Origin of the sequence: Granulicella arctica (assembly GCF_025685605.1) — a bacterium.
In the GTDB taxonomy this organism is placed as follows: Bacteria; Acidobacteriota; Terriglobia; order Terriglobales; family Acidobacteriaceae; genus Edaphobacter; species Edaphobacter arcticus.
In genome coordinates this window covers 3330166-3352966 of sequence record NZ_JAGTUT010000001.1, presented here as the reverse complement: position 1 = coordinate 3352966, position 22801 = coordinate 3330166, and the positions used below count along the sequence as shown (strand labels likewise).

General features: G+C 55.3%; 21 protein-coding genes. 12 read left to right on the top strand and 9 right to left on the bottom strand.

Features of this window, described 5'->3' with window-relative positions:
* Window positions 1–13: 13 nt before the first annotated feature.
* The 3 genes from OHL20_RS14295 to OHL20_RS14285 all read right to left on the bottom strand — a co-directional run bounded on the left by OHL20_RS14295 (window position 14) and on the right by OHL20_RS14285 (window position 2920).
* Window positions 14–1612, bottom strand: a complete 1599-nt coding sequence (locus tag OHL20_RS14295) for an OmpA family protein (RefSeq protein WP_263383851.1) — start codon at window positions 1610–1612, stop codon at window positions 14–16.
* A gap of 171 nt (window positions 1613–1783) precedes the next feature.
* Entirely contained in the window at window positions 1784–2521 is a 738-nt protein-coding gene (locus tag OHL20_RS14290; protein ID WP_263383850.1) for a GvpL/GvpF family gas vesicle protein, read from the bottom strand.
* 240 nt (window positions 2522–2761) lie between these two features.
* Window positions 2762–2920: a hypothetical protein gene (locus tag OHL20_RS14285; protein ID WP_263383849.1), complete on the bottom strand. Its 159-nt coding sequence runs from the start codon at window positions 2918–2920 to the stop codon at window positions 2762–2764.
* A 112-nt stretch (window positions 2921–3032) separates the two neighbouring features.
* Between OHL20_RS14285 and OHL20_RS14280 the strand changes: the two genes are divergently transcribed.
* Window positions 3033–4151 carry a DUF481 domain-containing protein gene (locus tag OHL20_RS14280; protein WP_263383848.1) on the top strand — a complete coding sequence of 373 codons (1119 nt, stop codon included), beginning with the start codon at window positions 3033–3035 and terminating at the stop codon, window positions 4149–4151.
* A gap of 58 nt (window positions 4152–4209) precedes the next feature.
* Here OHL20_RS14280 and OHL20_RS14275 read toward each other — a convergent pair whose 3' ends face one another.
* Window positions 4210–4773, bottom strand: coding sequence for a c-type cytochrome (locus tag OHL20_RS14275; RefSeq protein ID WP_263383847.1), 564 nt, complete (start codon window positions 4771–4773; stop codon window positions 4210–4212).
* 154 nt (window positions 4774–4927) lie between these two features.
* On the opposite strand from OHL20_RS14275, the gene OHL20_RS14270 reads away from it, so the two are divergent.
* Both OHL20_RS14270 and OHL20_RS14265 read left to right on the top strand, forming a co-directional pair.
* Complete coding sequence (locus OHL20_RS14270; protein ID WP_263383846.1) at window positions 4928–5638, top strand: outer membrane protein; 711 nt, start codon at window positions 4928–4930, stop codon at window positions 5636–5638.
* A 108-nt stretch (window positions 5639–5746) separates the two neighbouring features.
* Window positions 5747–7285, top strand: a complete 1539-nt coding sequence (locus OHL20_RS14265; RefSeq protein WP_263383845.1) for a fumarate hydratase — start codon at window positions 5747–5749, stop codon at window positions 7283–7285.
* 76 nt (window positions 7286–7361) lie between these two features.
* On the opposite strand, the gene OHL20_RS14260 is transcribed toward OHL20_RS14265, so the two are convergent.
* Complete coding sequence (locus OHL20_RS14260; RefSeq protein ID WP_263383844.1) at window positions 7362–7544, bottom strand: hypothetical protein; 183 nt, start codon at window positions 7542–7544, stop codon at window positions 7362–7364.
* Between the two features lie 306 nt (window positions 7545–7850).
* Between OHL20_RS14260 and OHL20_RS14255 the strand changes: the two genes are divergently transcribed.
* The 3 genes from OHL20_RS14255 (at window position 7851) to OHL20_RS14245 (ending at window position 10616) form a co-directional block, all read left to right on the top strand.
* Window positions 7851–9449, top strand: a complete 1599-nt coding sequence (locus tag OHL20_RS14255) for a M20/M25/M40 family metallo-hydrolase (RefSeq protein ID WP_263383843.1) — start codon at window positions 7851–7853, stop codon at window positions 9447–9449.
* Window positions 9450–9527: 78 nt separating this feature from the next.
* The gene (locus tag OHL20_RS14250; RefSeq protein ID WP_263383842.1) at window positions 9528–10097 is read left to right on the top strand and encodes a YybH family protein; all 570 of its coding nucleotides are present in this window, start codon (window positions 9528–9530) and stop codon (window positions 10095–10097) included.
* Window positions 10098–10109: 12 nt separating this feature from the next.
* Complete coding sequence (locus OHL20_RS14245) at window positions 10110–10616, top strand: GNAT family N-acetyltransferase (RefSeq protein WP_263383841.1); 507 nt, start codon at window positions 10110–10112, stop codon at window positions 10614–10616.
* A 2-nt stretch (window positions 10617–10618) separates the two neighbouring features.
* On the opposite strand, the gene acs is transcribed toward OHL20_RS14245, so the two are convergent.
* On the bottom strand, window positions 10619–12595 hold the full coding sequence (gene acs, locus OHL20_RS14240; RefSeq protein WP_263383840.1) for an acetate--CoA ligase: 1977 nt from the start codon (window positions 12593–12595) through the stop codon (window positions 10619–10621).
* Window positions 12596–12901: 306 nt separating this feature from the next.
* On the opposite strand from acs, the gene OHL20_RS14235 reads away from it, so the two are divergent.
* From OHL20_RS14235 to OHL20_RS14225, 3 genes are all read left to right on the top strand, one after another.
* Window positions 12902–14278 carry an L-lactate MFS transporter gene (locus OHL20_RS14235; protein WP_263383839.1) on the top strand — a complete coding sequence of 459 codons (1377 nt, stop codon included), beginning with the start codon at window positions 12902–12904 and terminating at the stop codon, window positions 14276–14278.
* A gap of 18 nt (window positions 14279–14296) precedes the next feature.
* Window positions 14297–14473 carry an MFS transporter small subunit gene (locus OHL20_RS14230; RefSeq protein ID WP_263383838.1) on the top strand — a complete coding sequence of 59 codons (177 nt, stop codon included), beginning with the start codon at window positions 14297–14299 and terminating at the stop codon, window positions 14471–14473.
* Between the two features lie 1525 nt (window positions 14474–15998).
* A complete protein-coding gene (locus tag OHL20_RS14225; RefSeq protein ID WP_263383837.1) occupies window positions 15999–16181 on the top strand; it encodes a hypothetical protein in 183 nt (60 codons plus the stop codon).
* Window positions 16182–16274: 93 nt separating this feature from the next.
* Here the strand turns inward: OHL20_RS14225 and galE are convergent, their stop codons facing one another.
* The gene (gene galE / locus OHL20_RS14220) at window positions 16275–17243 is read right to left on the bottom strand and encodes a UDP-glucose 4-epimerase GalE (protein WP_263383836.1); all 969 of its coding nucleotides are present in this window, start codon (window positions 17241–17243) and stop codon (window positions 16275–16277) included.
* A gap of 366 nt (window positions 17244–17609) precedes the next feature.
* Here galE and OHL20_RS14215 point away from each other — a divergent pair, with 366 nt between their 5' ends.
* From OHL20_RS14215 to OHL20_RS14205, 3 genes are all read left to right on the top strand, one after another.
* Entirely contained in the window at window positions 17610–18695 is a 1086-nt protein-coding gene (locus tag OHL20_RS14215; protein WP_263383835.1) for an energy transducer TonB, read from the top strand.
* Between the two features lie 87 nt (window positions 18696–18782).
* Window positions 18783–20660, top strand: a complete 1878-nt coding sequence (locus tag OHL20_RS14210; RefSeq protein WP_263383834.1) for a hypothetical protein — start codon at window positions 18783–18785, stop codon at window positions 20658–20660.
* 226 nt (window positions 20661–20886) lie between these two features.
* The gene (locus OHL20_RS14205) at window positions 20887–21429 is read left to right on the top strand and encodes a porin family protein (RefSeq protein WP_263383833.1); all 543 of its coding nucleotides are present in this window, start codon (window positions 20887–20889) and stop codon (window positions 21427–21429) included.
* 62 nt (window positions 21430–21491) lie between these two features.
* Here the strand turns inward: OHL20_RS14205 and OHL20_RS14200 are convergent, their stop codons facing one another.
* On the bottom strand, window positions 21492–22094 hold the full coding sequence (locus OHL20_RS14200; protein ID WP_263383832.1) for an outer membrane protein: 603 nt from the start codon (window positions 22092–22094) through the stop codon (window positions 21492–21494).
* 192 nt (window positions 22095–22286) lie between these two features.
* Window positions 22287–22763 carry a hypothetical protein gene (locus tag OHL20_RS14195; RefSeq protein ID WP_263383831.1) on the bottom strand — a complete coding sequence of 159 codons (477 nt, stop codon included), beginning with the start codon at window positions 22761–22763 and terminating at the stop codon, window positions 22287–22289.
* Between the last annotated feature and the right edge of the window lie 38 nt (window positions 22764–22801).

Sequence of the window (22801 nt, the reverse complement as noted above, 5' to 3'; positions counted from 1 at the left end):
CTCCCGTCGATTCTTACTGCGGAGGTGCGGAGGTGCCGGTCGGTGCGGCCGTGCCCGAAGCATCCGGCGCACTCTGTTGCACGCCAATCGCATCACCCGAAACTACCAGGTTGACCCGGCGGTTCTGTGCACGTCCCTGCGCCGTTCCATTATCTGCAACAGGTTTAGCCTTTCCGTAACCAGTCGCCGAGATGTTATTCATCTGAACGCCCTGCGACACGAGGAAGTCGCGGACCGCGCCAGCACGGTTCTCAGACAGCTTCTGATTGTATTCATCCCCGCCGACACTGTCTGTGTAGCCCTCGACCTGCAGTTTCAGCGTTGGATAAGCTGCCAGAATGCCAGAAACCTTGGCAAGACTGACCTTCGTATCCGGCTTGAGCGTGTATTTTCCGGTATCAAACAGGACGTCCGACATGTTTACGATCAAACCGCGGGCGGACTCGCTCGTGGCCAGCACACTGTTCAATTGGGCACGAAGCTTCTCGCGAACCGCATTTGCATCCTCGACGCTCTTGCTTGCCTGCTGCTGTGCTGCTGCCGCCTGCGCCTCAGCGCGTGCACGTTGTGCATCAGCCTCAGCCTGTGCTGCACGAGCGCGCTCCGCCTCAAGCTGAGCCTGCTGGGCCTGCAGTTGCGACTGCTGAGCATCATTCTGAGCTTGCTGCTTGGCATTCTCCGCGTTGCGTTGGCGCTCATCAGCTTGCTTTCTCAACGTGCTGATGCGAGCATCCTCAGAGCGTTGCACTGCCTGGCGGGCGAAGGTGATCTCCATCTTGCGATCGCCCTTCTTGTTACGGTCAATATCGGTTGCATTACGCAGATCCTGCGCAGCTTCCTGCATGATGTCCGCAGCATACTTGTCGGCACCGGCAAGCTTAGCAATACGAATCGCATTCTCTGCTTCGTAGAGTTCAAGCGGCGAGCGCTCATTTCGAGTAATTGGGTCGAGAACTGTCTTCGAACCTTCTGTACGCGCATAGATGCCACGCGGCAAAAGGGTGAAGTGGGCGTTGACCTTCTCAAGCACACCGTTGGTTTTGTCGTTCAGCACGACATTCTGCAACACAACGACATCGCTTGGCTGCGTCACAGAAAAGTACGGCTCAGCAGTGACAATCATGCCGAAAGACTGAAGTGCTGTTGTGACATGAATGTTGTTCTTTGTTCCATCTGGGAGGACTTCGCCGAGATTCTGTGGACGTCCATCGGATGAGATCGCCCAGAGGACATATGTTAGATATTCCGGGCCAAATCCGTTTGCCGGGGTTAAGCCCTTAAACTCTGCGTCAATGGTGATGCCACCGCGCTCGCTCTGTACCTTAGCTTCTCCCTTCGCCATGGGAAGCAACGTCGTGCCTTGGAAGCCGATCTTGGTTGAGCCGCTGCGGTGCAGATAGTTAACGGCGTCAAGGTCACGCTGAACGACCTGCACTCGGTATAGGTAAACGCCGTCTTGCTGGCTGATGGGATTCTGCACGCCGGTCACAGGCTGCTGAGCAGTAGGGTTTGGCTCTTGCGCCACTACCGAAATCGATGTTCCAAAGGCTAGCGAAGCAAACAAAAAGGCAGGGCCGACCTGCCCGCAAATAGAGTTCTTCTTACGGTTCATCAAAATCTCCTCTTACACACGTGTGCCTGAGCCTAAATGTTGGCTGCTCAATAAGTGCGATGCCCCTGAACCGGCAAAAGGGTGTCCGCTGGACGCAAAACATCCTCTGTGTTCTGCATTTAAACAGAGCTCAGAGGATGATTCGTTACCTGGAAAAAGATCCCGGAGGGATTACGCGCTGTGTTGGTGTTGAGGCGTTGTCTTATGTACAAAGTGGTACGGTGGCCAGGGTCCCGAAAGCTGCATGCTGCACTCCTTCAGTTGCAAGGTTGCCGAAGAGTACTTGTTCTGGTAGCGCTCGATGGTTTTGTTGTCAATCAGATGAGCGATATCAAGCAGCATTTTGCCGGAGTCCGTCCGCTTGCAGGTAATCTCTTCTGCAAGTGGCAGGAACATACGGTGCATCTGTACGGAAAGAGCCCGCGCCTTCGACTGGCGCTCTCGCTGTCTACTCGCACTTTCACGCAAGCTGTGGAGATACTGCTGTCCGACCGTCATATCACGCAGCGAATTACCTGGGCAAGTGTCATCGACGAGAACTTTAAGGTGCATCTCGGCTTTACCGCGTAGACGTTCTACATTCGCCAAAAAATGTCTTTGGTTTGAGCGTACAGATCTACGGAGAGAGTCATCATCAGCAAAGGTAGTGTTGTAGCGAAACGGAAGAACAGTAGAAAGCTTAAAGCAGTCGGCGATCACACGTGCGTGATCTCTCGCTGCCTGCTGGTCCATCTGAGCAGCTTCTTCGGGACTGTGTTCAGAAACAATAACTGCAAGGTCACTGGCCGGAAATAGAAACGTTTGGTTACCAAAGATTCCTGTTACACCAGCCAAAGGCATAGGACGGCGGTGACGGCTGAGTTCAGGAAACGCTTGACGTTCTGCGATGCAGTAGGCATACCATGCCATAGTTTTTCGCTCCGAAACGCTGCGGGGTCTTATCGCCCCTGCAGGAGATTGATTTTGTAACTAAATTTGTCTGGAAACGTCTACAACAAACCGGGTGCTCTCTGGCGTGTGCGCGATTAGCGTACTTTACCGAGTGCGAGACGGATACTATGCCTAAATTGCAACGGTTGGCAACACATACTTTTTACCGAGTACTGTGACTACACCGCTGCGAGAAAGATCAGTGGCCTTTCGTCGACACTACTTCTCGGAACCAGCCGATATCGACGCCCCAGTTGCTGTTTTATCTCGCCAGCAAGGTGGATCCGTGGCATCCTTTGCCTTGGGCAGATTGTCTTCCGGACTGGAAATGCCGACAAGGCGCAAGGCTTTACCAAAGACGCGAATGACGGGATTCATATCTTTGCGGTATCTCCTGCTCTGAAGCTACGCTATTTTAATAGCTATGGACTTTTTACAGAGGAACCAACTTCTGAAGATATCGCTGCACTTTCTGATGACCGCGAGCCTGTTGTCATTGGTTGTAATCTCCATCAGCGCGCAAACAGCGCCCGCAAAGCCCGATCCGGATGTCCTGATCTTCAAGAACGGCGACCAGTTGACCGGCAAGTTCGAGAGCGGCAGCGGCAACAGTGTTGTCTTCAAGAGCGACATGGCCGGTGAGATCACTGTCTCTCTCGACAACGTCAAGGAGATGCACACCCATGGAAACTTTGCAGTTCTCAAGAAGGACGTTCCGCTTACCCGAAAGGACGTGCAGCAACTCGTTATCCCGGGCAAGGTCGAATACGTCGATAGCGCTCTGTCGGTGACTCCACCGTCAGGCGTCAGTTCCTCCATTCCCGAGAAGGATCTGGCTCTGGTCATCGATCAAGCCACCTTCGAGAAGCAGCTTCGCAGTCAAAGTTTGCTGCGCGGATGGAAGGGTGCTGCCAGCGCGGGTGCCACCGATGTCCAGGCCACCAACTTTGGCACGACCTTCAACCTCGGCCTCAACCTGGTGCGGGTTGCGCCCATGGTTTCTTACCTGCCTCCGCACGACCGGCAGATCTTCAATCTCAGCGAGGCGTACGGAAAGCTTACGCAGCCCGTAATCCCGCAGACATCTCCGGCCACCCCGAACAGTGTCGCGAAAACGAGTATCTTCCACGCAGACTTTGAGTATGACCGCTACTTCAGTCCGCGTTTCTACGCCTTGGGCGATACCAGCTTCGATCACAGCTTCGCCCAGGGTTTGAATCTTCAACAGGTGTATGGCGGCGGATTCGGCTGGACGCCCCTTCAAAATCCGAAGCAGCAACTCGACCTGAAATTTGACGTTCACTACGAGATGCAGGAGTTTCTACCAGCTTCAGGTACGGTCAGTCAGAACCTGATTGGCTCGACCTTTGCGGAAACGTATCGACGCACGCTTCCCAAAAAGCTGCTTCTCACGGAGACGGGCAGCATACTGCCAGCTTGGAATAATTCAAATGCCTATTCCGCAACTGGAGCAATCAACCTAGCGCTGCCAACCTTCCACCGTTTGACAGTCAATGTTGGTGCGTCGGATAGCTTTATCAATGACCCGCCAACTGGGTATCAGAAGAACAGCTTCCAGTTCACGACGGGCGTTGGCTACACCTTCTAAATTGCTGCATAGCTAGGTGACCGAAGGTCGCATCATCTGATCTGACCGCTCCTCAGAGCTACGGAGCGGTCAGGATCTGTACCACAGGTCCGGGCAATTCTTTGTCGGCGTTCGCCAGTAAAAGACTTACCTGCCACATCTGCGTCTCCGACAGGACATGACTGTAGGCGGGCATTCCGGTCAACCGGATCCCGTTGGCTACCTTCCAGTGGGTCTCGCCCGGCTCATCATCACTGACCCCGACAATTCCCTGCTTCCCATGCTTTTTCCAAAGCTGAGGTGCGGAAGGATACATGTACTTCGCGAAGGCAACATCGTGGCCAGGTGTTCCGTGGCAGCTCGCGCATTCGCTGCGATAAATGTGAGCGCCGGCCTCGAACACATCTTCACTCGTGCCGAACGGAGGAGTCTTCTTCTCATGATCAATTCGCGCGCCCAAAGGAACCCGCACAATGTTTTTTTCCATGAGAAAAGGTTTGTCGGACGTCGCCACCGGCAGGGAGCCGAAGTGCAGGTAAGCGAAACCAGCCGCTGCTACCGCCAGCACGCCAAACACAAAACCAAGCAAAACTTTGCCAAACCCGGCGCCGTTTGACGCTTTGCTGCGGGTGCTTTTCGCCATGAGACCAGGGACTCCTTCGGTAAGTACCACCCACGAAGAGGGCAGCAATGTTCTAATAAGAGGATGGACGCAGAGTGGCCGAGAATTTCAAGCCACCCATGTAGTGTCGAGATCACACAGTAACAAATTAAGGTCTGTGCAGGGGAAATCGTTGATGGCTGTCTGGAACGTGACGTTGAAGAAGATTTCGAAGCGCAAGCTGGTCGCAGCAGCATTGTTTGTATTCACAGCAGCAGCTATGAGCGCGGGTTCAGCGCAGGCACAGACACGCAGACCACGACGCGAATCGAGCGCGAATCGCAAGGCTCGTATCCAGCGCACAATCGAAGACACCTACAGCCATCGCTGGGAGGTAGCAGGCGGTGGCGGCTATATGCGCTGGCGCTCAGGCCCCTTCCTGCAGAGGAACAATGAAGTCACCTTCTTCATGAACGGTACCTACTTCCTGAATCCCAAGCTCGGAATCACTGGCGATATCCGTGGTGCGTACGGCAATGCCAAGATCGGCAATACGATCTTCGACCTGCCTAATCCGCAAATCTCGGAGTACACGTTTATGGGTGGACCGACCTACCGTGTCTATGCGAAGCAGAAGTCAGCCATCAGCCTGTATGCCCTTGGCGGATCGGCATTGGGTAAGTTCGGTGGCAGTTCTAAGGGCATTCTCGACACGGACCTCGGTCTCTGGCCTTCCTCGAACGCCCGCGCAGCCTTCAGCGTCGGCGCAAACTTCGATTACAACCTCTTCCCAAACCTCGCCGTTCGCGTCAGCCCGGCCTACGTCGGCACCAACTTCGGCGGCACGATCCAGAACAGCCTCGGCGGCAACATCGGTGTTGTCTACCGCTTCGGACGCATACACTAGAAGTCTAATAGGCTCATTTGCAACGGCAGGGTGCCCTCAAACCTAGGCTTCCGCCGAGATGACGGCACCCGCCACCCAGCCTAAAATGGTGCTGGGGACGCGACGATCATGGCCACTATCAAGCAGGACGATTTCATCCAGAGCGTAGCTGACGCGCTGCAATACATCAGCTTCTACCATCCGGTCGACTACATTACTAATCTTGCGCGTGCATACGATATGGAGCAGAGCCACGCCGCAAAAGATGCGATGGCCCAGATCCTCATCAACTCTCGCATGTGTGCCGAGGGCCATCGGCCCATCTGCCAGGACACCGGTATCGTCACAGCCTTCGTCAAGGTCGGCATGGAGACCCGATGGGAGGCCAGCAGTAAGGGAATGCTCACCATGCAGGAGATGGTCGACGAGGGTGTCCGCCGCGCCTGGAAAGACTCTGACAACACCCTCCGCCCCAGCATTCTTCGTGATCCAGCCTTCACTCGAAAAAACACCGGTGACAACACCCCCGCAATGGTGGTCATCTCGCTTGTAGCCGGTGGAGACGTGGACGTCACCGTGGCGGCAAAGGGAGGCGGCTCCGAGGCAAAGAGTCGTTTCGCCATGTTGAATCCATCCGATTCAGTAGTAGAGTGGGTGCTCAAGACTGTGCCCGGAATGGGCGCCGGCTGGTGTCCGCCCGGCATGCTCGGCATCGGCATCGGGGGCACCGCAGAAAAAGCGATGGTCATGGCGAAAGAGTCGCTTATGGACCCCATCGACATGCAGGAGCTTATCGCCCGTGGTCCGTCCTCGAAGATTGAAGAGCTTCGCATTGAGCTATACACCAAGGTGAATCAGCTAGGCATCGGGGCACAGGGCCTTGGCGGCCTTACCACGGTGCTTGATGTCAAGATCATGGATTTTCCTACACATGCGGCCAATCTGCCCGTCGCCATGATCCCCAACTGCGCTGCCACCCGCCACCTCCACTTCAAGCTCGATGGATCAGGCGCAGTCATGGTCGCACCTCCCTCACTCGATGCCTGGCCGAAACTTGAGATAGACACCCACTCCGCACGTCGCGTGAACCTCGACACCCTTACGCACAACGATGTGAAGACGTGGAAGCCCGGCGAGGTCGTTCTGCTGTCCGGGAAGCTCCTCACCGGGCGCGATGCCGCCCACAAGCGCATGACCGACATGCTCTCCCGTGGCGAGGAACTTCCCGTCGACTTCAGAGGTCGCTTCATCTACTACGTCGGCCCCGTTGAGGCGGTTCGAGACGAGGCTGTCGGGCCCGCCGGGCCCACCACGGCCACGCGAATGGACAAATTCACTCGCCAGATGCTTCAGGCTACCGGCTTGCTTGGCATGATCGGTAAAGCCGAACGTGGCCCAATTGCCATCGACGCTATACGAGACTTCGAAGCCGTCTACCTCATCGCGATCGGAGGCGCTGCCTATCTCGTATCAAAAGCCATCAAGAGCGCAAAGGTACTCGCGTTCGAAGATCTCGGCATGGAAGCAATCTACGAGTTTGATGTCGTCGACATGCCGGTCACGGTTGCCGTGGACACAAAGGGCACCTCCGTTCACCAGACAGGTCCCGCCGAGTGGGCCGCCAGAATTGCCCATGGCGATCTGGGCGGAGTTCCCATCCTGCAGTAAGTTTGCGTCACCTACGCCATAAAGCGCATCCAGACTGGATGCGCTTCGTGGGCCGTTCGGGGGAGGGACGGGTTCGCTACGCGACGTCGCCGGTAAACTGCGGACCGGAATCTTCTTCAACCAGGTTCGGCATCTCAGCCGTTCCGTCGACGGGATATCGTCGAGCCAATACCTCGACTGTTTGAAGCATAGGTACCCATATCAGCATGAGTATCAGCGTCGTTATGGTGAGAACAAGAGCAAGGATCGTATCGGACATGATGTTCTCCAAGTGCTCAGGAGGTAGGCAGGTTAGCCGATGCTGTAGATGCACTCCAGCAACGACAGCATAGGAGCGTGGGCAGTACATTAAGGGCGGGGCAAGGATTGTTACTTTGGTAACTCGTACAGAATGGCACATCACTTGCGGCCGGTACAGTTAAATCTTTGTGCATTTACAGCTTTCGTCTATCAGCAATCCCGAATCGACTTTCGACTACACAAGCCGCTGTTCAACGCGCCTACACGGCGAGAGTTTCCGCGATACACTGCCGCTATCCCGAATCTCTCCAAAGGACCTTCAACGATGCGCAGTTTGATACGCACCGCACTTGTCGTTATGACTGTCGCACCCGTCTTTGCCCAGTCAGCCAGCCAAACGGACTATACCGCTGCCGGCAAGCTCTGGTGGTCTCACATTGAGTATCTAGCCGGTGATGAACTCCAGGGTCGTCAGACTGGTAGCGATGGCTACAACAAAGGCGCAGCCTTCGTCGTCGATCACTTCAAGCAGTACGGCCTGCAACCCGCGGGTACCGAAGGTTTTCTGCAGCCTGTCAACTTCGATGTCACCCGCGTCCTTGCTGCACAATCAAGTGCTTCGCTGGTCAGCAAGAGCGCAGCCCAGGACCTCGCCATCGGCCCCGACATTCTGCTCGGCTCCCGTCTGAAGGAACCAGCAATTGTGGATGCTCCGATGGTCTTCATCGGATACGGCCTCCACATGCCCGATGTTCACTATGACGACTTCGCGAGCATGGATCTCAAGGGCAAAGTCATCGTGCTGCTGAACGGCGGTCCTGCTGACGTACCCGCCGCTCTCAAGTCGCACGCACGCGCCGCTGAATTCAGCAAAGCGGCAGCAGCAGCAGGAGCTATCGCCGCCATCACCATCCCCATCCCCCGCGGCATGGACATCCCCTGGGAGCGCCAGATCCTACTTTCCACACAGGATCGCATGCGTCTGGCCGATGCGGACATGCAGACACCCGGCCCAATCGTCACGGCGACCTTCAATCCCGCTCAGGCCGAAAAACTGTTTGCCGGCTCGGGCCACACCTTTGCCGAAATTCTCGCACTCGGCAATGACGGTAAGCCGCTTCCACGCTTCCCGCTCGCCCTATCCCTCAGAGCAAAAGTCGTTACGCAGAACGAAAAGGCGGTGTCTCCCAACATTATCGGCAAGCTTGAGGGCTCCGATCCAGCTCTCAAAGATCAGTACGTCCTCGTCTCGGCTCATCTAGATCACATCGGCATAGGCGCTCCCATCAACGGCGACAAAATCTACCACGGAGCCATGGACGATGCTTCGGGCGTAGCCTCCGTCATGGAGATAGCGCATGCCATCACGAGTTCGGGCTTCAAACCCAAGCGGAGCATTCTCTTCGTCATCTTCACCGCAGAGGAGAAAGGTCTTCTCGGCTCCCACTTCTACGCCGAGCACCCAAGCGTCGCGAAGGCATCAATCGCCGCCGATCTCAACATGGACATGTTCCTCCCGCTCTACCCCATGCACTATGTCATGATCCAGGGTGTCAACGAAAGCTCTCTCGGCACCAATGCACGCGCGGTCGCAAAGAACCTTGGCTACGAAGTCACAACTGACCCCTACCCTGATCGCAACTCCTTCGTCCGCACCGATCAGTACAGCTTCGTCCGGGCCGGCATACCAGCACTTGCCATTAAGGTCGGGTTCGCACTCGGGTCGCCCGAGCAGCAGATGGAGAAGGACTGGCGGACGAATCGCTATCACTCGCCTGCCGATAATCTCTCCCAGCCCGTCGACCTCAACTCAGCCGCTCACTTTGACGAGTTCATGGTCAAGCTCGCTGAAAGCGTGGCAGACGATCCGCCCCGTCCTTCATGGGCCGAGGCCAGCTTCTTCCGGCGCTACGCTACGAAATGACAACGTAGCTACCGTTCTGTCATACGTCACGAATCCAGAGGGGTGGAGGCATCCGCCCCGCGCTGCTACCATTTCGGTATGACTCGCCTTGCTGCATTATTCTGTACCCTCATCACGCTTCCGGTAGCTGGCCAGATTGGCACCATCCCAGGCGGACCCCGCACCGCGCCGCTTGACCCCCTTGCTCCGCAACGTCAGATCATCACAAATCCGCTCAATCAGCCGACGCTTTCCCCAGGCGTCCTCCTGCTCCTCGACCTCGATCAGCGCTTTTCGAAGGATGTCGAGACACGCGGCGGCAAGGCCTTTGCCGACTGGATGGCTCTCGATGGTGTCATCCTGAACAACGGAAAAGCCGCGGTCCTCGGCTATAGTGCCGTCACCGCCCAGGCAAAATGGGACCCGAAGCAGTACCAACTAAGCTGGACGATGGAAGGCGCACAGATGGGTCCCTCGAACGATATGGGATTCACCTGGGGCCGCTATGTCGGCCACTCCAAGGACAAGAATGGTGAACCTATTGAGACCTCTGGTCGCTACCTCACGGTCTGGAAGAAGATCGAGAACGGCAAGTGGAAGGTATCCATGGATGGTAGCGCGAACGACGCTCCACCCGCCGGTGCCTGCTGCACAATGCCAACACCATAGGTGATGTCATTGATGATCCGACAAGCCGTCCCGTATGAGGCATCCGCGATCGCCCGTGTGCAGGTCGAGAGTTGGCGGAGCACCTATGGCGGCATCGTTCCCGCTGAATACCTGGCTTCGCTCAACATAGAAACGCAAACAGCGATGTGGTCCGCCCAACTTGCCGAGAATGGTCCGCTGATCCTCGTAGCAGAGGACGAGTCAGGCGTCTTCGGCTTCGCCAGCGGAGGAGTGATCCGCGAAGCTCTCGATGACTTCGACGCGGAACTCTACGTGATTTACCTTTTACCTCGGCAACAAAGAAAAGGGGCGGGACGAGCTCTCTGCCAGAGGATCGCGGCCAACCTCCGCGATCAAGGATTCAAGAGCATGATCGTCTGGGCCCTCGCCGACAATCCCTTCATTGCCTTCTACCAGCGTCTGGGCGGCGTGCAGGTCGCCCACAAGCTCACAGAATTCGGAGGAGTCACCCTACCGGACCTGGCCTTTGGCTGGCGCTCCTGGGACAGCCTGCTTTAGCCCTACTCCTCGTTCTCCCGCAGCTTCGCAATCACCCCAAAGTCCTCCAGCGTCGTCGTATCGCCCTTCACCTCGCCCGTCTCCGCAAGCTCACGTAGCAGCCTTCGCATGATCTTGCCCGAGCGAGTCTTCGGCAGACTCTCTGTAAATCGCAGGTCATCCGGACGCGCCAGGGCGCCAATCTCCTTCGCAACCCACTGCCGCAACTCCTGCTTCAACTCCTCGCTCGCCTCGTGCCCGCCTTCAAGCGTCACAAACGCGGCAATAGCCTGCCCCTTCATCTCATCTGAACGCCCGACAACCGCCGCCTCCGCAACCTTTGCATGGGCAACCAGCGCCGATTCGATCTCCATCGTTCCCAGCCGATGCCCGCTTACGTTGATCACATCGTCCACGCGACCCATCAACCAGAAGTAGCCGTCTTCATCCTTCCGTGCGCCGTCACCCGTAAAGTAGCTGCCGGGGACCTCACTGAAGTAAGCCTCCTTGTACCTCGCATGATCACCGTAGATCGTACGCGCCATCGAAGGCCAGGGCTTTCGAATCACCAGCAACCCTCCCTGCCCATCCGGAACCGGCATACCCTCTTTTGTAACAACCTCAGGCACAACTCCGAAAAACGGCTTTGTCGCTGATCCGGGCTTCGCCGGCACCGCTCCGGGCAGCGGCGCGATCATGATCGCGCCCGTCTCCGTCTGCCAGTAGGTGTCAACGATCGGGCAGCGCTCCTTGCCGATCTCCCGATGAAACCACATCCACGACTCCGGGTTAATTGGTTCACCGACCGTACCGAGCAGCCGAAGTGATGCCAACGAGTATTTGTCTACCCACTGCTTTCCCCACTTCGTGAAGGCTCGGATCGCCGTCGGTGCCGTATAAAACACCGACACTTGGTGTGTGTCCATAATCTTCCAGAAGCGGTCCGGCTCCGGCCAGTTCGGCGCACCCTCATACATCATCACGGTGACGCCATTCTGCAGCGGCCCGTAGACGACGTAGCTGTGTCCAGTCACCCAACCAATATCTGCAGTGCACCAATACACATCGTCCGCGCGCAGATCAAACACATACTTGCTCGTAAGATAGGTCCCAACCGAATAGCCGCCCGTTGTGTGCACCAGGCCCTTTGGCTTACCCGTGGTGCCTGAGGTGTAGAGAATGTAAAGCGGATCCTCCGCATCCATCCACTCAGCAGCACACTCGGCCTCAGCCGATCCCATCACCTCATGCCACCAGACATCGCGATCTGCCTGCATATTTACGGTAGCCGTCGGCGCGCGTTGGAACACAACAACATTCTTCACCGTCGGACACTTGACTAGCGCCTCATCGACAATCGCCTTCAGCTTCACCTCGCCGCCGCGACGATAGCTGATGTCCTGGGTCACGACAGCGACACAGGCCGAGTCGTTCACCCGATCCGCAATGGCATGAGCCGCGAATCCGCCAAAGACCACCGAGTGCACCGCCCCGATTCGAGCACATGCAAGTAAAGCGATCGCCAACTCGGGACACATCCCCATGTAGATAGCGACCCGATCACCTTTCTGTATCCCAAGCCCCTTTAGAACATTCGCAAATCGCTGCACCTGCTGATGCAGTTCCCCGTACGTCAGCTTGCGAACTTCACCCGGTTCGCCCTCCCACAGCAGCGCTACCTTATCCTTGGAAGCACCAAGCGCATGTCGGTCGACACAGTTGTGCGAGAGATTCAGCTTCCCACCCACAAACCACTTTGATTCCGAGATTTCGCCTTCCTGCACCTTCATCCATGGAGCAAACCACTCCAACTCTAGGGCAGCCTCAGCCCAGAAGGCCTCAGGCTCATCGACACTTCGCCGATAGAGCGACTCATACTCACCCGCGCTCTTCACATGCGCTTTCGCTGCAAACTCGACCGAGGGCGCAAACACCCGGTTTTCGCGCAGCAGCGAGTTCATATTCGTCCCTACACTCTCGTTCCCTGTCAAAGCTGACATTCGTCCTCATTCCGGGGATCACCTCATAAAGAAAAAGGCGTCCCGCAATGGTTCTAACAGTCGGCCTCAAAGCACGTCAAAGAAGCCCGACTCTGCAGCCGTTTTGACATCCCACTCAAAAACGTCTTCTCCTGAAATGCCGCGCTCAACTGGCCAAACCAGACTCTCCCGCTTCTGCATCCAACGATCAGAGCCCATCCGTGCTGAAATGCGCGTAGGATGCGGTCTCCGTGTCATTTCTAGATACGGCACAGACAGAGACGACAGATCCGCAGCCGTCAGCCTCTGCTTTAGAAAGGTTCACCCATGTTTCTTTCCTTCCTTGATCGTGATCGCTCCGTAGCCAAACCTGGTTACAGCCGCTGGCTCGTTCCCCCCGCCGCTCTCGCGATCCACCTCTCGATTGGCCAGGTCTACTCTTTTTCCGTATTCAAGAATCCGCTGCTAGCCCTACATGGACCCAACGGAGCCGCGTGGAGTTTGGAGCAGGTCGGCTTTATCTTCTCGATCGCCATCGCGTTTCTTGGGATTTCAGCCGCAATCTTTGGAGCGTGGCTCGAGCGTGTCGGTCCGCGGCGTGCCATGTTCTACGCAGCTATTTGTTTCGGAGCAGGCTTTTATATTGCCTCCTTTGGTGCCAGCATCCATTCCCTTGCGCTTATCTATCTCGGATATGGAGTCGTCGGAGGCATCGGCCTTGGACTCGGCTATATCTCGCCCGTCTCAACGCTGATCAAGTGGTTTCCAGACCGTCCAGGCTTGGCCACCGGCCTCGCCATCATGGGCTTTGGCGGCGGAGCCATGATCGGCGGTCCACTGGCCAACCAACTGATGGCGCACTTCAAAGCCGCAGGTCAGCCTGCAATTCCCTACACCCTTGTCGTTATGGGAACGCTCTACTTCATCTTCATGATGTTCGGCGTCTTCACCATCCGCATCCCCGAGAAGGACTGGAAGCCCGAGGGTTGGGTTCCCTCTGAAAAGCATTCCGCGCTCATTTCAAGCCACAACGTAGCCGTTACGCAGGCGTGGCGAACTCCACAGTTCTGTCTGCTCTGGATCATCCTCTTCACTAACGTGACGGCAGGGATCGGGATCCTCGAACAAGCTGCACCGATGATTCAGGATCTCTTCAAGGGTCACATTACAGCCGTCGCTGCAGTCGGCTTCGTTGGCATCCTGAGCATCTTCAATATGGTGGGCCGCTTCGTTTGGGCTTCGCTCTCGGACTTCATCGGTCGCAAGGGTACCTACTTCGTCTTCTTCACCCTCGGCGCCTTACTCTATTTCTTTCTGCCCCTCACCCGCCTAGATCATCTCAACTCGATCAGTCTCTTCGTTTTGACCGCAGCAGTCCTCATCAGCATGTACGGAGGCGGCTTCGCCACGATTCCTGCTTACTTAAAAGATCTCTTCGGCGGCTATAACGTCTCCGCAATCCATGGACGCCTTCTCACCGCCTGGTCTGCTGCAGGCATCATCGGCCCGCTTATCGTCAACGGCATTCTTGATCATTACATCGTCAACAAGCTTCCCAAGGAGCAGGCGTACCCTCTGATCCTGCATATCATGGCGACATTGATGCTGATCGGCTTCCTTGCCAATCTGCTTGTTCGGCCCGTTGCTGAGAAGTATTGGCTCACAGACAAGAACATCGTCGTCCCGGATGGTCCGGCACACTAACTTCACTTCAGGAGCAGCATGATGACAAATATAGCCGCAGCAAAGAAATCTTCGCCCATCCTAATCGCCGCTGCGTGGGCGGTCGTCGTATTGCCGACGGCTTGGGGGCTCAACTACACAATTCAAAACGCGTTAAAGATCTTCGCCAAGCCTGCAGTGGTAACGGCACCAGTAAGTTCAAGCACTGCAAAGTAGCCTCGCCCACCCGCTTTGTACTCTTGGCTACTATCATTTTCTTCTAGTTTGTGATTTGATTGCGTCGTCCAAGCAAGTCACCGGACATGCGTGCTGAACTTACAAAGCAGCCGCTTAGAGGAAAGCCATGATGACCGTCGTCCTTATCGCTTTGACGGTTCTTGGATTAGTCGTTGCGCCTTGTGTCATCGGACTCTACGTGCGCGCCTCACTCGACACCGTTCCACCGCGCGCAACTCATGAATCGTGGCCCGCGAAATGACGAAGTAGAAGCCAGCCACGATCCACACTCCTCACTGCTCAAAATTCATCAAGTGCCGCCACCAATTCTCAAATCGGCGGCACTTTCTGTTAGTTAAAAAAGAATGACTGCGCCGACATAAGTCGAAGGCAGTCATCATAAGTCAGAATCAGCTGCTACCAGTAAATCGTAAAGAGTGCGATACCAAACATTGTGATGCTGAGATGATAATGAAAAATTGACAAAAGAGAAGGGATTACGCCGCCTGCCTCAACCATGGTAGATCCTTTCTTCTACCTTCATGCGAAGGTGGAAAATATTACCTAGAGTCTGTTGCTGAGGACAACAATAGCACCGCATAATCGGCATTTTCGTCCGCATTACCTAAGAAAATTACGCTCTTTTACCGTAATAACTTACGAATATTACTAAAAGAACTAATGCCAGATTGCGCCGTTTCTCTTTCGGTCGCCGCCACTCATCCGTGAGATCAGATCGCACTGAAAGCTTCTTGAGAACCGGTAGTTACGAAAGCAATAATTAACCAGCTAACGAATCGCAATTAACAAGTTCAGAACATGCTCTGCCGCGGAACCTGCGGGCGTAGGCTCCTTAGAGGTTCAGGATCATATGAAGCCCGTAAGATCTGGTATGTGATTGTGTGAAGTGCTGGGATTCAACCTTTTAACTACTCAGCCTACTTGTGAATCCCAAGTGGCTGCGACGAGTTGATCGTTTACTTGGACAACATAGCTTTCGGCGGATAAACTCTCGCAAAAATAAGAAAAACTGCGTCATCTTTCGATGAAACGCAGCCGCCCTATGCTTACTAAGCTCCCGAGATCTCGGGAAGAAAAAGACTACCAGTAGATGGTGAAAAGAGAAATGCCTGCAATGGTGAAGCTGAGGTGGTAGGGGAGAGCCGTGAGAACGGATGATACAACGCCGCCGAAATTGAACATGTTTGAAACCTTTCTTTGCACCGCCGAGATTGTAACTGCAATGGAACATTTGTCGTGCTGAAGCTGAAGTTATCATCCTAAATCGGCAATTTTTGCCTTAGTTACTAAAGAGATCAATAAGATCAGTTCCAGCCATAGGGGCGTTGCTAATTTTGGTTACTTTATGTGCAATGCATTTATTTTATGGGTTACTTTTGGGGAGTAGTAGCGAAAATAAATGGGAATTGAGCACACTAAGAAGGCTCCAAGGAAACAGCCGCAACATATCCCGCGTGGCTGTTCACTCTTGCTTCGATGTGTCGCGCGTAGACTTGAAGCAATCGTGAACTTCTACTGGCCTACGCTGATCGGTTTCTTTTTGGGGTTCTCGTTCGGCGTGGGGTGCGCACTGGCAGTTATGTATTCGATCTACCGGGGTGGCTACAGGGCAGCAGTCAAAGATTCTCAACTGAATCCGCAGCCCGCAAACTATCAGCAGGAACTCCACAAGCTTCCCAAGCAGTAGCCGCGCATAGTTTCGAGCTGCTCCCGGTCATTCTAGAGTTTGTATCCAGCTACACAGAGCAGCACCACAGCCTCTACGTAGCTGGACGGCCGATCAGGCGTAACGCTTCTGGTGCCACTCCCAGGCGCTCGAGATGATGTCATCCAGCTCTCCGAATTGAGGAACCCAGCCAAGTTCCTGCTTGATCTTTTCCGAACTGGCTACAAGCACTGCCGGATCTCCATCACGCCTTGGGCACTCCTCGACCGCTATTGTTCTACCGGTCACCCGGCGAACAGAGTCAATCACCTGCAGTACGCTGAAACCTTGGCCATTGCCGATGTTGTAGACAACGCGGCTTTTCTCCTCAAGCGACTTCAGGGCAAGCAGGTGAGCGTTCGCAAGATCCCGCACATGGATATAGTCCCGGATGCAGGTGCCATCCGCCGTAGGATAGTCCCGGCCAAAGATCTTGATGTTCTTCCTCTTCCCGAGGGCCACATCAAGGATCAGTGGGATCAGATGTGACTCGGGCTCGTGTGCCTCTCCATAATCCTCGATCGCGCCCGCGACGTTGAAATAGCGCAGGCTGGCATAGCGGAATCCATGGATTTCGTTCATCCACTTAAGCATCTGCTCCACTAGGAGCTTGCTCTCACCATAAGGATTCGTCGGAAGTAAACGAGCATCTTCTCGAATCGGGGAACTCTCCGGCTCGCCATAGCAAGCTGCTGTTGAGCTAAAAACCAAGCGTTGGTGGCCAGTTGCCTGCATCGCTTCGAGCAATGTAAGAGTTGCGGCCGTATTTGCCCGAAAGTAGAGTTCGGGCCGCTTCATGCTCTCGCCAGCTTCGATCAAGGCCGCAAAATGCATCACCCCATCAAACTGCCCCTCTCGAAGCGTCGTCTCAAGAAGTTCGCGATCTGCGACATCTCCCTCAATAAGACGGACCCCTTCAGCCACGGCAGAACGCTGGCTGTGGCAAAAGTTGTCGTATACGGTCACGTCATTGCCACTGTCTCTCAGAATCCGTGAAACAGTACCGCCTATATACCCCGCGCCGCCCGTTATCAAAATCTTCATCAAAGCCTCCTAACCTTTTCTTATGCATCACCGTTAAAGCTAACAGCGACACAAGTCATGCTGAACGAGCACAGGTTTGAGGCTGCCGGCCGACCAACTAGCAAAGGATTGTCATTTCAGGAAAACTTTGTGGAACGTACTTTCAAATACCAAGTGGCGAAGCGCCTGGCATAGACTGGTAAGTGGACGAAATAGTTTCAAGACGCATTGGGAAGCATCTGCCAGCAAGAAGACTTTGGCGTGATCAGGAACATTTCACGCTGACAGCAGATAAAGTTACCGAAGAGTGACTAAAGTAACGTATACTGAAAGGCATCGGCAGTCCGCGGTGTTTGTGCATCTGACCTATAAGGACTCTCCTTTTATATGGCAAAGCCCCTCCAATCAGAACTCCCGCCCTCGACCAGTCTGCAATTCGCGCATTTCGGCGTTCTCGACGCAGGACGGCAGAGCAAAGCATCGGTCTTCACCTCTGTAACGCTCAACATCTTAATCGTACTTGTCGCCATCATCCTTGGCTTGGCCGCGAAGAAGATCAGCGATAGCCGCCCGCGCCTGACAGTACTCATTGCTCCGACAATGATCAAACCAATCCCGGAGATGAAGCCCAGGATCGTCCCCAAGCTTCCGCCTCCTCCTAAGATCAAGGAAGTACCCCCGAAGATTACGGTGCCAGAGGTTAAAGTTCCTGAGGTCCCCACGCCGCAAGCCGTGAAGATGCCCACGCCAGCTCCGAAGATTGCGCCTGCGCCTCCGAAGCAGGTAATCGCACCGGCTGCACCGGCCATTGTCAACTTAGCTCGCCCTCAGGCCGCTTCCGTCGTGAACAACTCTCCCCACCCGTCAGCCGTTGCGCTCGGCAGACCTGACAATCCCATCGCCCCTTCTGATCGTCCAGCGACCAGTGCTATCAATCTCGGCCAGCGCGGTCTCGCCGGGATGCCAGCATCAAATAACGGTGGAGGCCCCCCGGCGACGAAGGTCAGCCTCGGATCCGGTAGCCCTGGCGGCACCTCCCTTTCAGGCAATGGAACTCACGCAGTTGCCGGCGTGAAACTCGGGGTGCCCGGTGGCACGGGCTCAAACAACGCGACAGGGCGGGTTGCTGGCCCGGTTAATCTGGGCGTAGCGGCCACTCCGACCGCTCCGAAGTCCATGTCTGTCGCGTCTGCGGTTGTTCGAACTGGCCCGAAGGTCGTCTTCAAGCCTCGTCCGGAGTACACGGCAGAGGCTCGCGCGATGCACCTGGAAGGTACGGTATCGGTAAGGCTGCGTGTCTCATCTGCCGGATCGGTTGAGGTTCTTGGCGTGTCCAGCGGACTCGGTCACGGCCTCGATCAGGCTGCAGAAAGCGCCGTCCGTGGAACGCGCTTTCAACCCGCACTGGACGCTTCAGGACATCCAATTGACTGGGAGGGCGTCGTCAACGTCGCCTTTCAGCTCGCCAGCTGACCTGTCGTCGCTGCCTGCATCGTCTAGAATCGAATCAGCATAGCCATCGTTGCCTCATACATGGGTACTACCAGGAGCCGTAAAGACATGACCTTTCGCAATAAGACTTCCGTTGCCCTGCTGATGGCCTTCGTGGCCGCAAGCACTCTTCCCGCCATGGCAGGCGCCGTCCCGGTCTTCGGCAAGAAGAAGGATAAGAACAAGGACGTCATGTCCTCACGGAAGCTGACCGCGGCCCAGAATGAGCTTATAGATAAGTCCATTGTGCGTGAAAAGGATGTCATCAAGGCTCTCAAAGAGCGCACGCCACTCGTCGAAACCTATATCCAGAACATGCGGCCGGACAAGGCCCTGATACAGGTTCCAGAGTCGGACCAGCACTTTCTTGGGCGCGTTGATTTCGACAAGGTCATTGATGATGACACCTACAAGTCGGGAGGCGGTCAGAAAAAAGGCCTCTTCAAACAGAGCAGTTCCTTCCTCACCGGTCTATCGTCCGTCCTGCGACTTAATTTCCATGAGTCCGGCTTTGTGCAGATGATTCTGATGGACTCCAACGGATTCGATCGTCAACACTATGCCTTCGGCTTCGTAAGAAATGAGTTTCTGGGTAGTGTTCCCACTTCAGTCTTTGATGTAACTCCGATCTCGGGCAAGCGCAGTGTAGGCCGTTTCTTCGGTCGCATCTGGATCGAGCGTAATAACGGGAACGTCGTTCGCTTCAACGGTGACTTTGCCGGTAGCGAGCAGACCATCAGCGAGTACTACCACTTCGATAGCTGGCGCACCAACGTGCAACCCGACCTCTGGCTTCCCACTGCGTTCTACGTGGAAGAGAGCGACCCCCGCAGCGCCACAAAGACCCTCAAGTTTAAGGCAATTAATCACATTTGGGGCTACGTCTTGAAGGTCCCGAACAAGGACGCGGAAAACACCTCACTCGACGTTGTAGGCGCAACGGATGTCAGCAACGATGCACAGGATGTCAGCCCGCTCGGCGCTCAGCGTGAGTGGGTGAAGGAAGCCGAAGACAACGTCGTCGAGCGTCTCTTCCAGGCTGGCCTCTTGGCTGCTCCGAGCGACTTTGACAAAACTCTTGCCGACCTCGCCAACAACATTCTCATCTATAACGGCATCCAGCTATCCCGCCCGATCCGTGTGCGCACACTGCTAACAGAGCCGCTTGAATCGATGGCAATCGGCAACACGATCGTTCTCTCAAAGAGCCTGATCGACACGACAGCCATCGTTACGCAGGATGGAGCGCAGCAGATGGGTAACCTGAACGCTGTTCTGGCTTTCCAGCTTGGCCACGTCGTTCTCGGCCACCGGCTCGATACAAAGTACGCCTTCAGCGACAGCCTCCTCTTCCCTTCTACGTCAGTCTTCAGCAAGATCCCAATGCATCATACCGATGCAGACAACACTGCCGCAGCCAAGAAGGCTATCGAACTTCTGAGTGCAAAGGAACTCGTCGACGGCCAGCAATACTTTGGTCTCTATCTACAGCAGCTGCAGCAGCGTGCAAAGCCGCTCCACGCTCTCACCGAGCCTATGATCGGCGACGGCCTGATGAAGGATGACAAAGAGCACTCCTTCTGGCTCCAGGGTCTCGTAGGGAAGGGTGGCAAACTAGATCAGGCGAACCTGAAACAGCAGGCCGCCGTACCACTCTCAAGCTTTCTGCGTTACGATCCTTGGACTGACCAGGTCATCACCATGCACGCCGCATTCGAGCCTCTGTTGATGGCTGCAGACAAGATGCCGTTTGAAGTGGAACCTGTCTACATCAAGCTGTCCTACTATAAAGTTCCCGTCGATCCCGGAGCAGCACCGGCACCTGCGGCGGCAGGTGCTGCAGCAACTAACCCCGGCGACGCTACCGTGCCTGCCGCATCTACCCCGGCCGATACGGCTACTCCTGCCGCTGCTCAACCTACGGGTCAGTCGTTGCCTCCTCAGTAGGACATTAGAGGTATAGAGTGTGTCAAGTCCAAACTGGGCGTTTTGTCGTACATAAGACATACGGCTTAAGTAACACGCCGAGGCGAAATCCCGCATCAAATTAGTAGATGTGGTTTCGAAGGACAAATTCATGCCAGCTTGCAAACGTCCGATATCGACTGTAAGGCCGGGAGATACTTCGCACGATGGAACGACACACTCTTGTTCTAATTCTCTCAGGACGCACATGTTGAAAATGCTTGTAACCATGGGTCTGCTTTTCAGCACCTTACCCTGTGTCGCTCAAGCTCGAGCGACCGCAAGCCGGCTCGGTGACGCACAGGTCGGTGTCACCTTCACAAATGCCAATTCAGACTATGCGCGCAGCCGTTTCAATGGGTATGGCATCTACGCTGACTTCGATTTTCACAAAGGTATTGGTGCGGAAGCAAGCTATAACTTCATCTCGGATGGAGACCCGAACACTAATGTATACGAGCGCACCTATGAGATAGGCGCCCGATACTCCCGTCACTACGGCCGCTATCAGCCGTACGGCAAGGTGGCGATTGGACGAGGTGTTCTGAACTATCCTTACAACTCAGCGAACTTGGCCTACAACATGGGTGCTCTGGGCGTAGGTGTTGACATCCGGGTTCTTCGTCACATGAACGGGCGAATCGGCTATGAATACCAACGCTGGAGCGGCTTCTCCAAGAGTGGCACCTCTGCTGCAAACGACAGCCTCACCCCCACATCTCTGTCAGCCGGCTTCGCGTACCACTTCTAAGATTCGTATCGCTTAAACAAAAACTCCGGCGAGATGCCGGAGTTTTTGTTGGTATCTAAAACCTAGAAATGGTATGCAACACCAATTGCAGGAGTGGAGATTACTTCATAGCGATTCGTCTTGAAGACTGCGTTCGCCGTGCTGAAGTCAGGCGCCTTTGCGATGAAGCCGCGATACTCTGCGCGGATGTCGAAGCTGGGGCTGATTTCGTACGCTACACCAGCACCGAAAAGGCCACCGATATTCGTATTCTGCTTGGCATCAAGATTGTTGGTGCTGAAATCCTTGATCGGCGTAAAGATCAAAGCGCCGACACCGACTTCAGCGAACGGATTGATCTTCTTGAAGGTCAGGTTGTAAACGTAGGCGCCGGTAATCTCCTGCTGGCGCGTATGGATTCTCCCATTCGGAATGAAGCTGGTGACATATTTATTGTCGTTTTGGAGGAAGCCATAGTTCAGTTCCAAGCCACTGCGAGGCGTCAAGAGGTAGCGGTAGCTACCGAGAAAACCAAGTGTATGGGTCGTCGACATATGAACGGCATTTCCGGTCACATTCGGAGAAACCAATCCAACAGCACTGAAACTTACATCCTGGCGGCTTTCCTGTCCAAAAGCGGTCACGGCGGATAGCGCCAGTGCGCACAACAACATCGTCTTCTTCATTCTTCGTCGAACCCCTTAACGTTTGCGCGATTCCAATTCGAACTTCGTTGGGATGCACTTGCGTGCAAACCCCACGACGGGCACCGTCACTACGTTCCATTGTACCCGTACCCGCGTCCTCGCGAAGCGTATGGGACAAGAAGATGCCGGAGGTCAGATTCCCCCGGCATCTCCTTCAACTACTTGAAACCCTTACTGGGCTGCTGGAGGCGGAGGCGGGGGTCCACCTTGGCCGCCCTGGCGGTTCTCCATTCGCTCATGCTCTTTCGCCAGCATCGCGTCGAACTTGGGCTTCTGATCATCCGTCAGCACAGCCCGGATCTTTGCTTCGCGATCCTGTCGCATCGCCATCATCTTGCTGTGTTTATCGTCGCGAGACATCGAGGTATCGCCGCGCATTGCCATCATCTGCGACCGTTGTGCATCGTCGATGGCCTTCACCTGGGTCACCTGGTCGGGCGTCAGATTCAGATGCTTGGTCATCATTTCGAGCTGACGTTCTTCCATGCGCGCCGGATCACGATGTCCGCCGCCGCCTGGTCCCTGGTCGCCCGCCGGAGGTGGCGGAGGTGCACCATTATCCTGCGCCATCGCAGGAATCGCACTTACCGTCAGCGTACATATCGCCAACATTGCTACCCGCATTCCATTTGTGCCAATCAGTCTCATAGTCCTACCTCATCGCGTTTCATGCTGCCCGACAGACT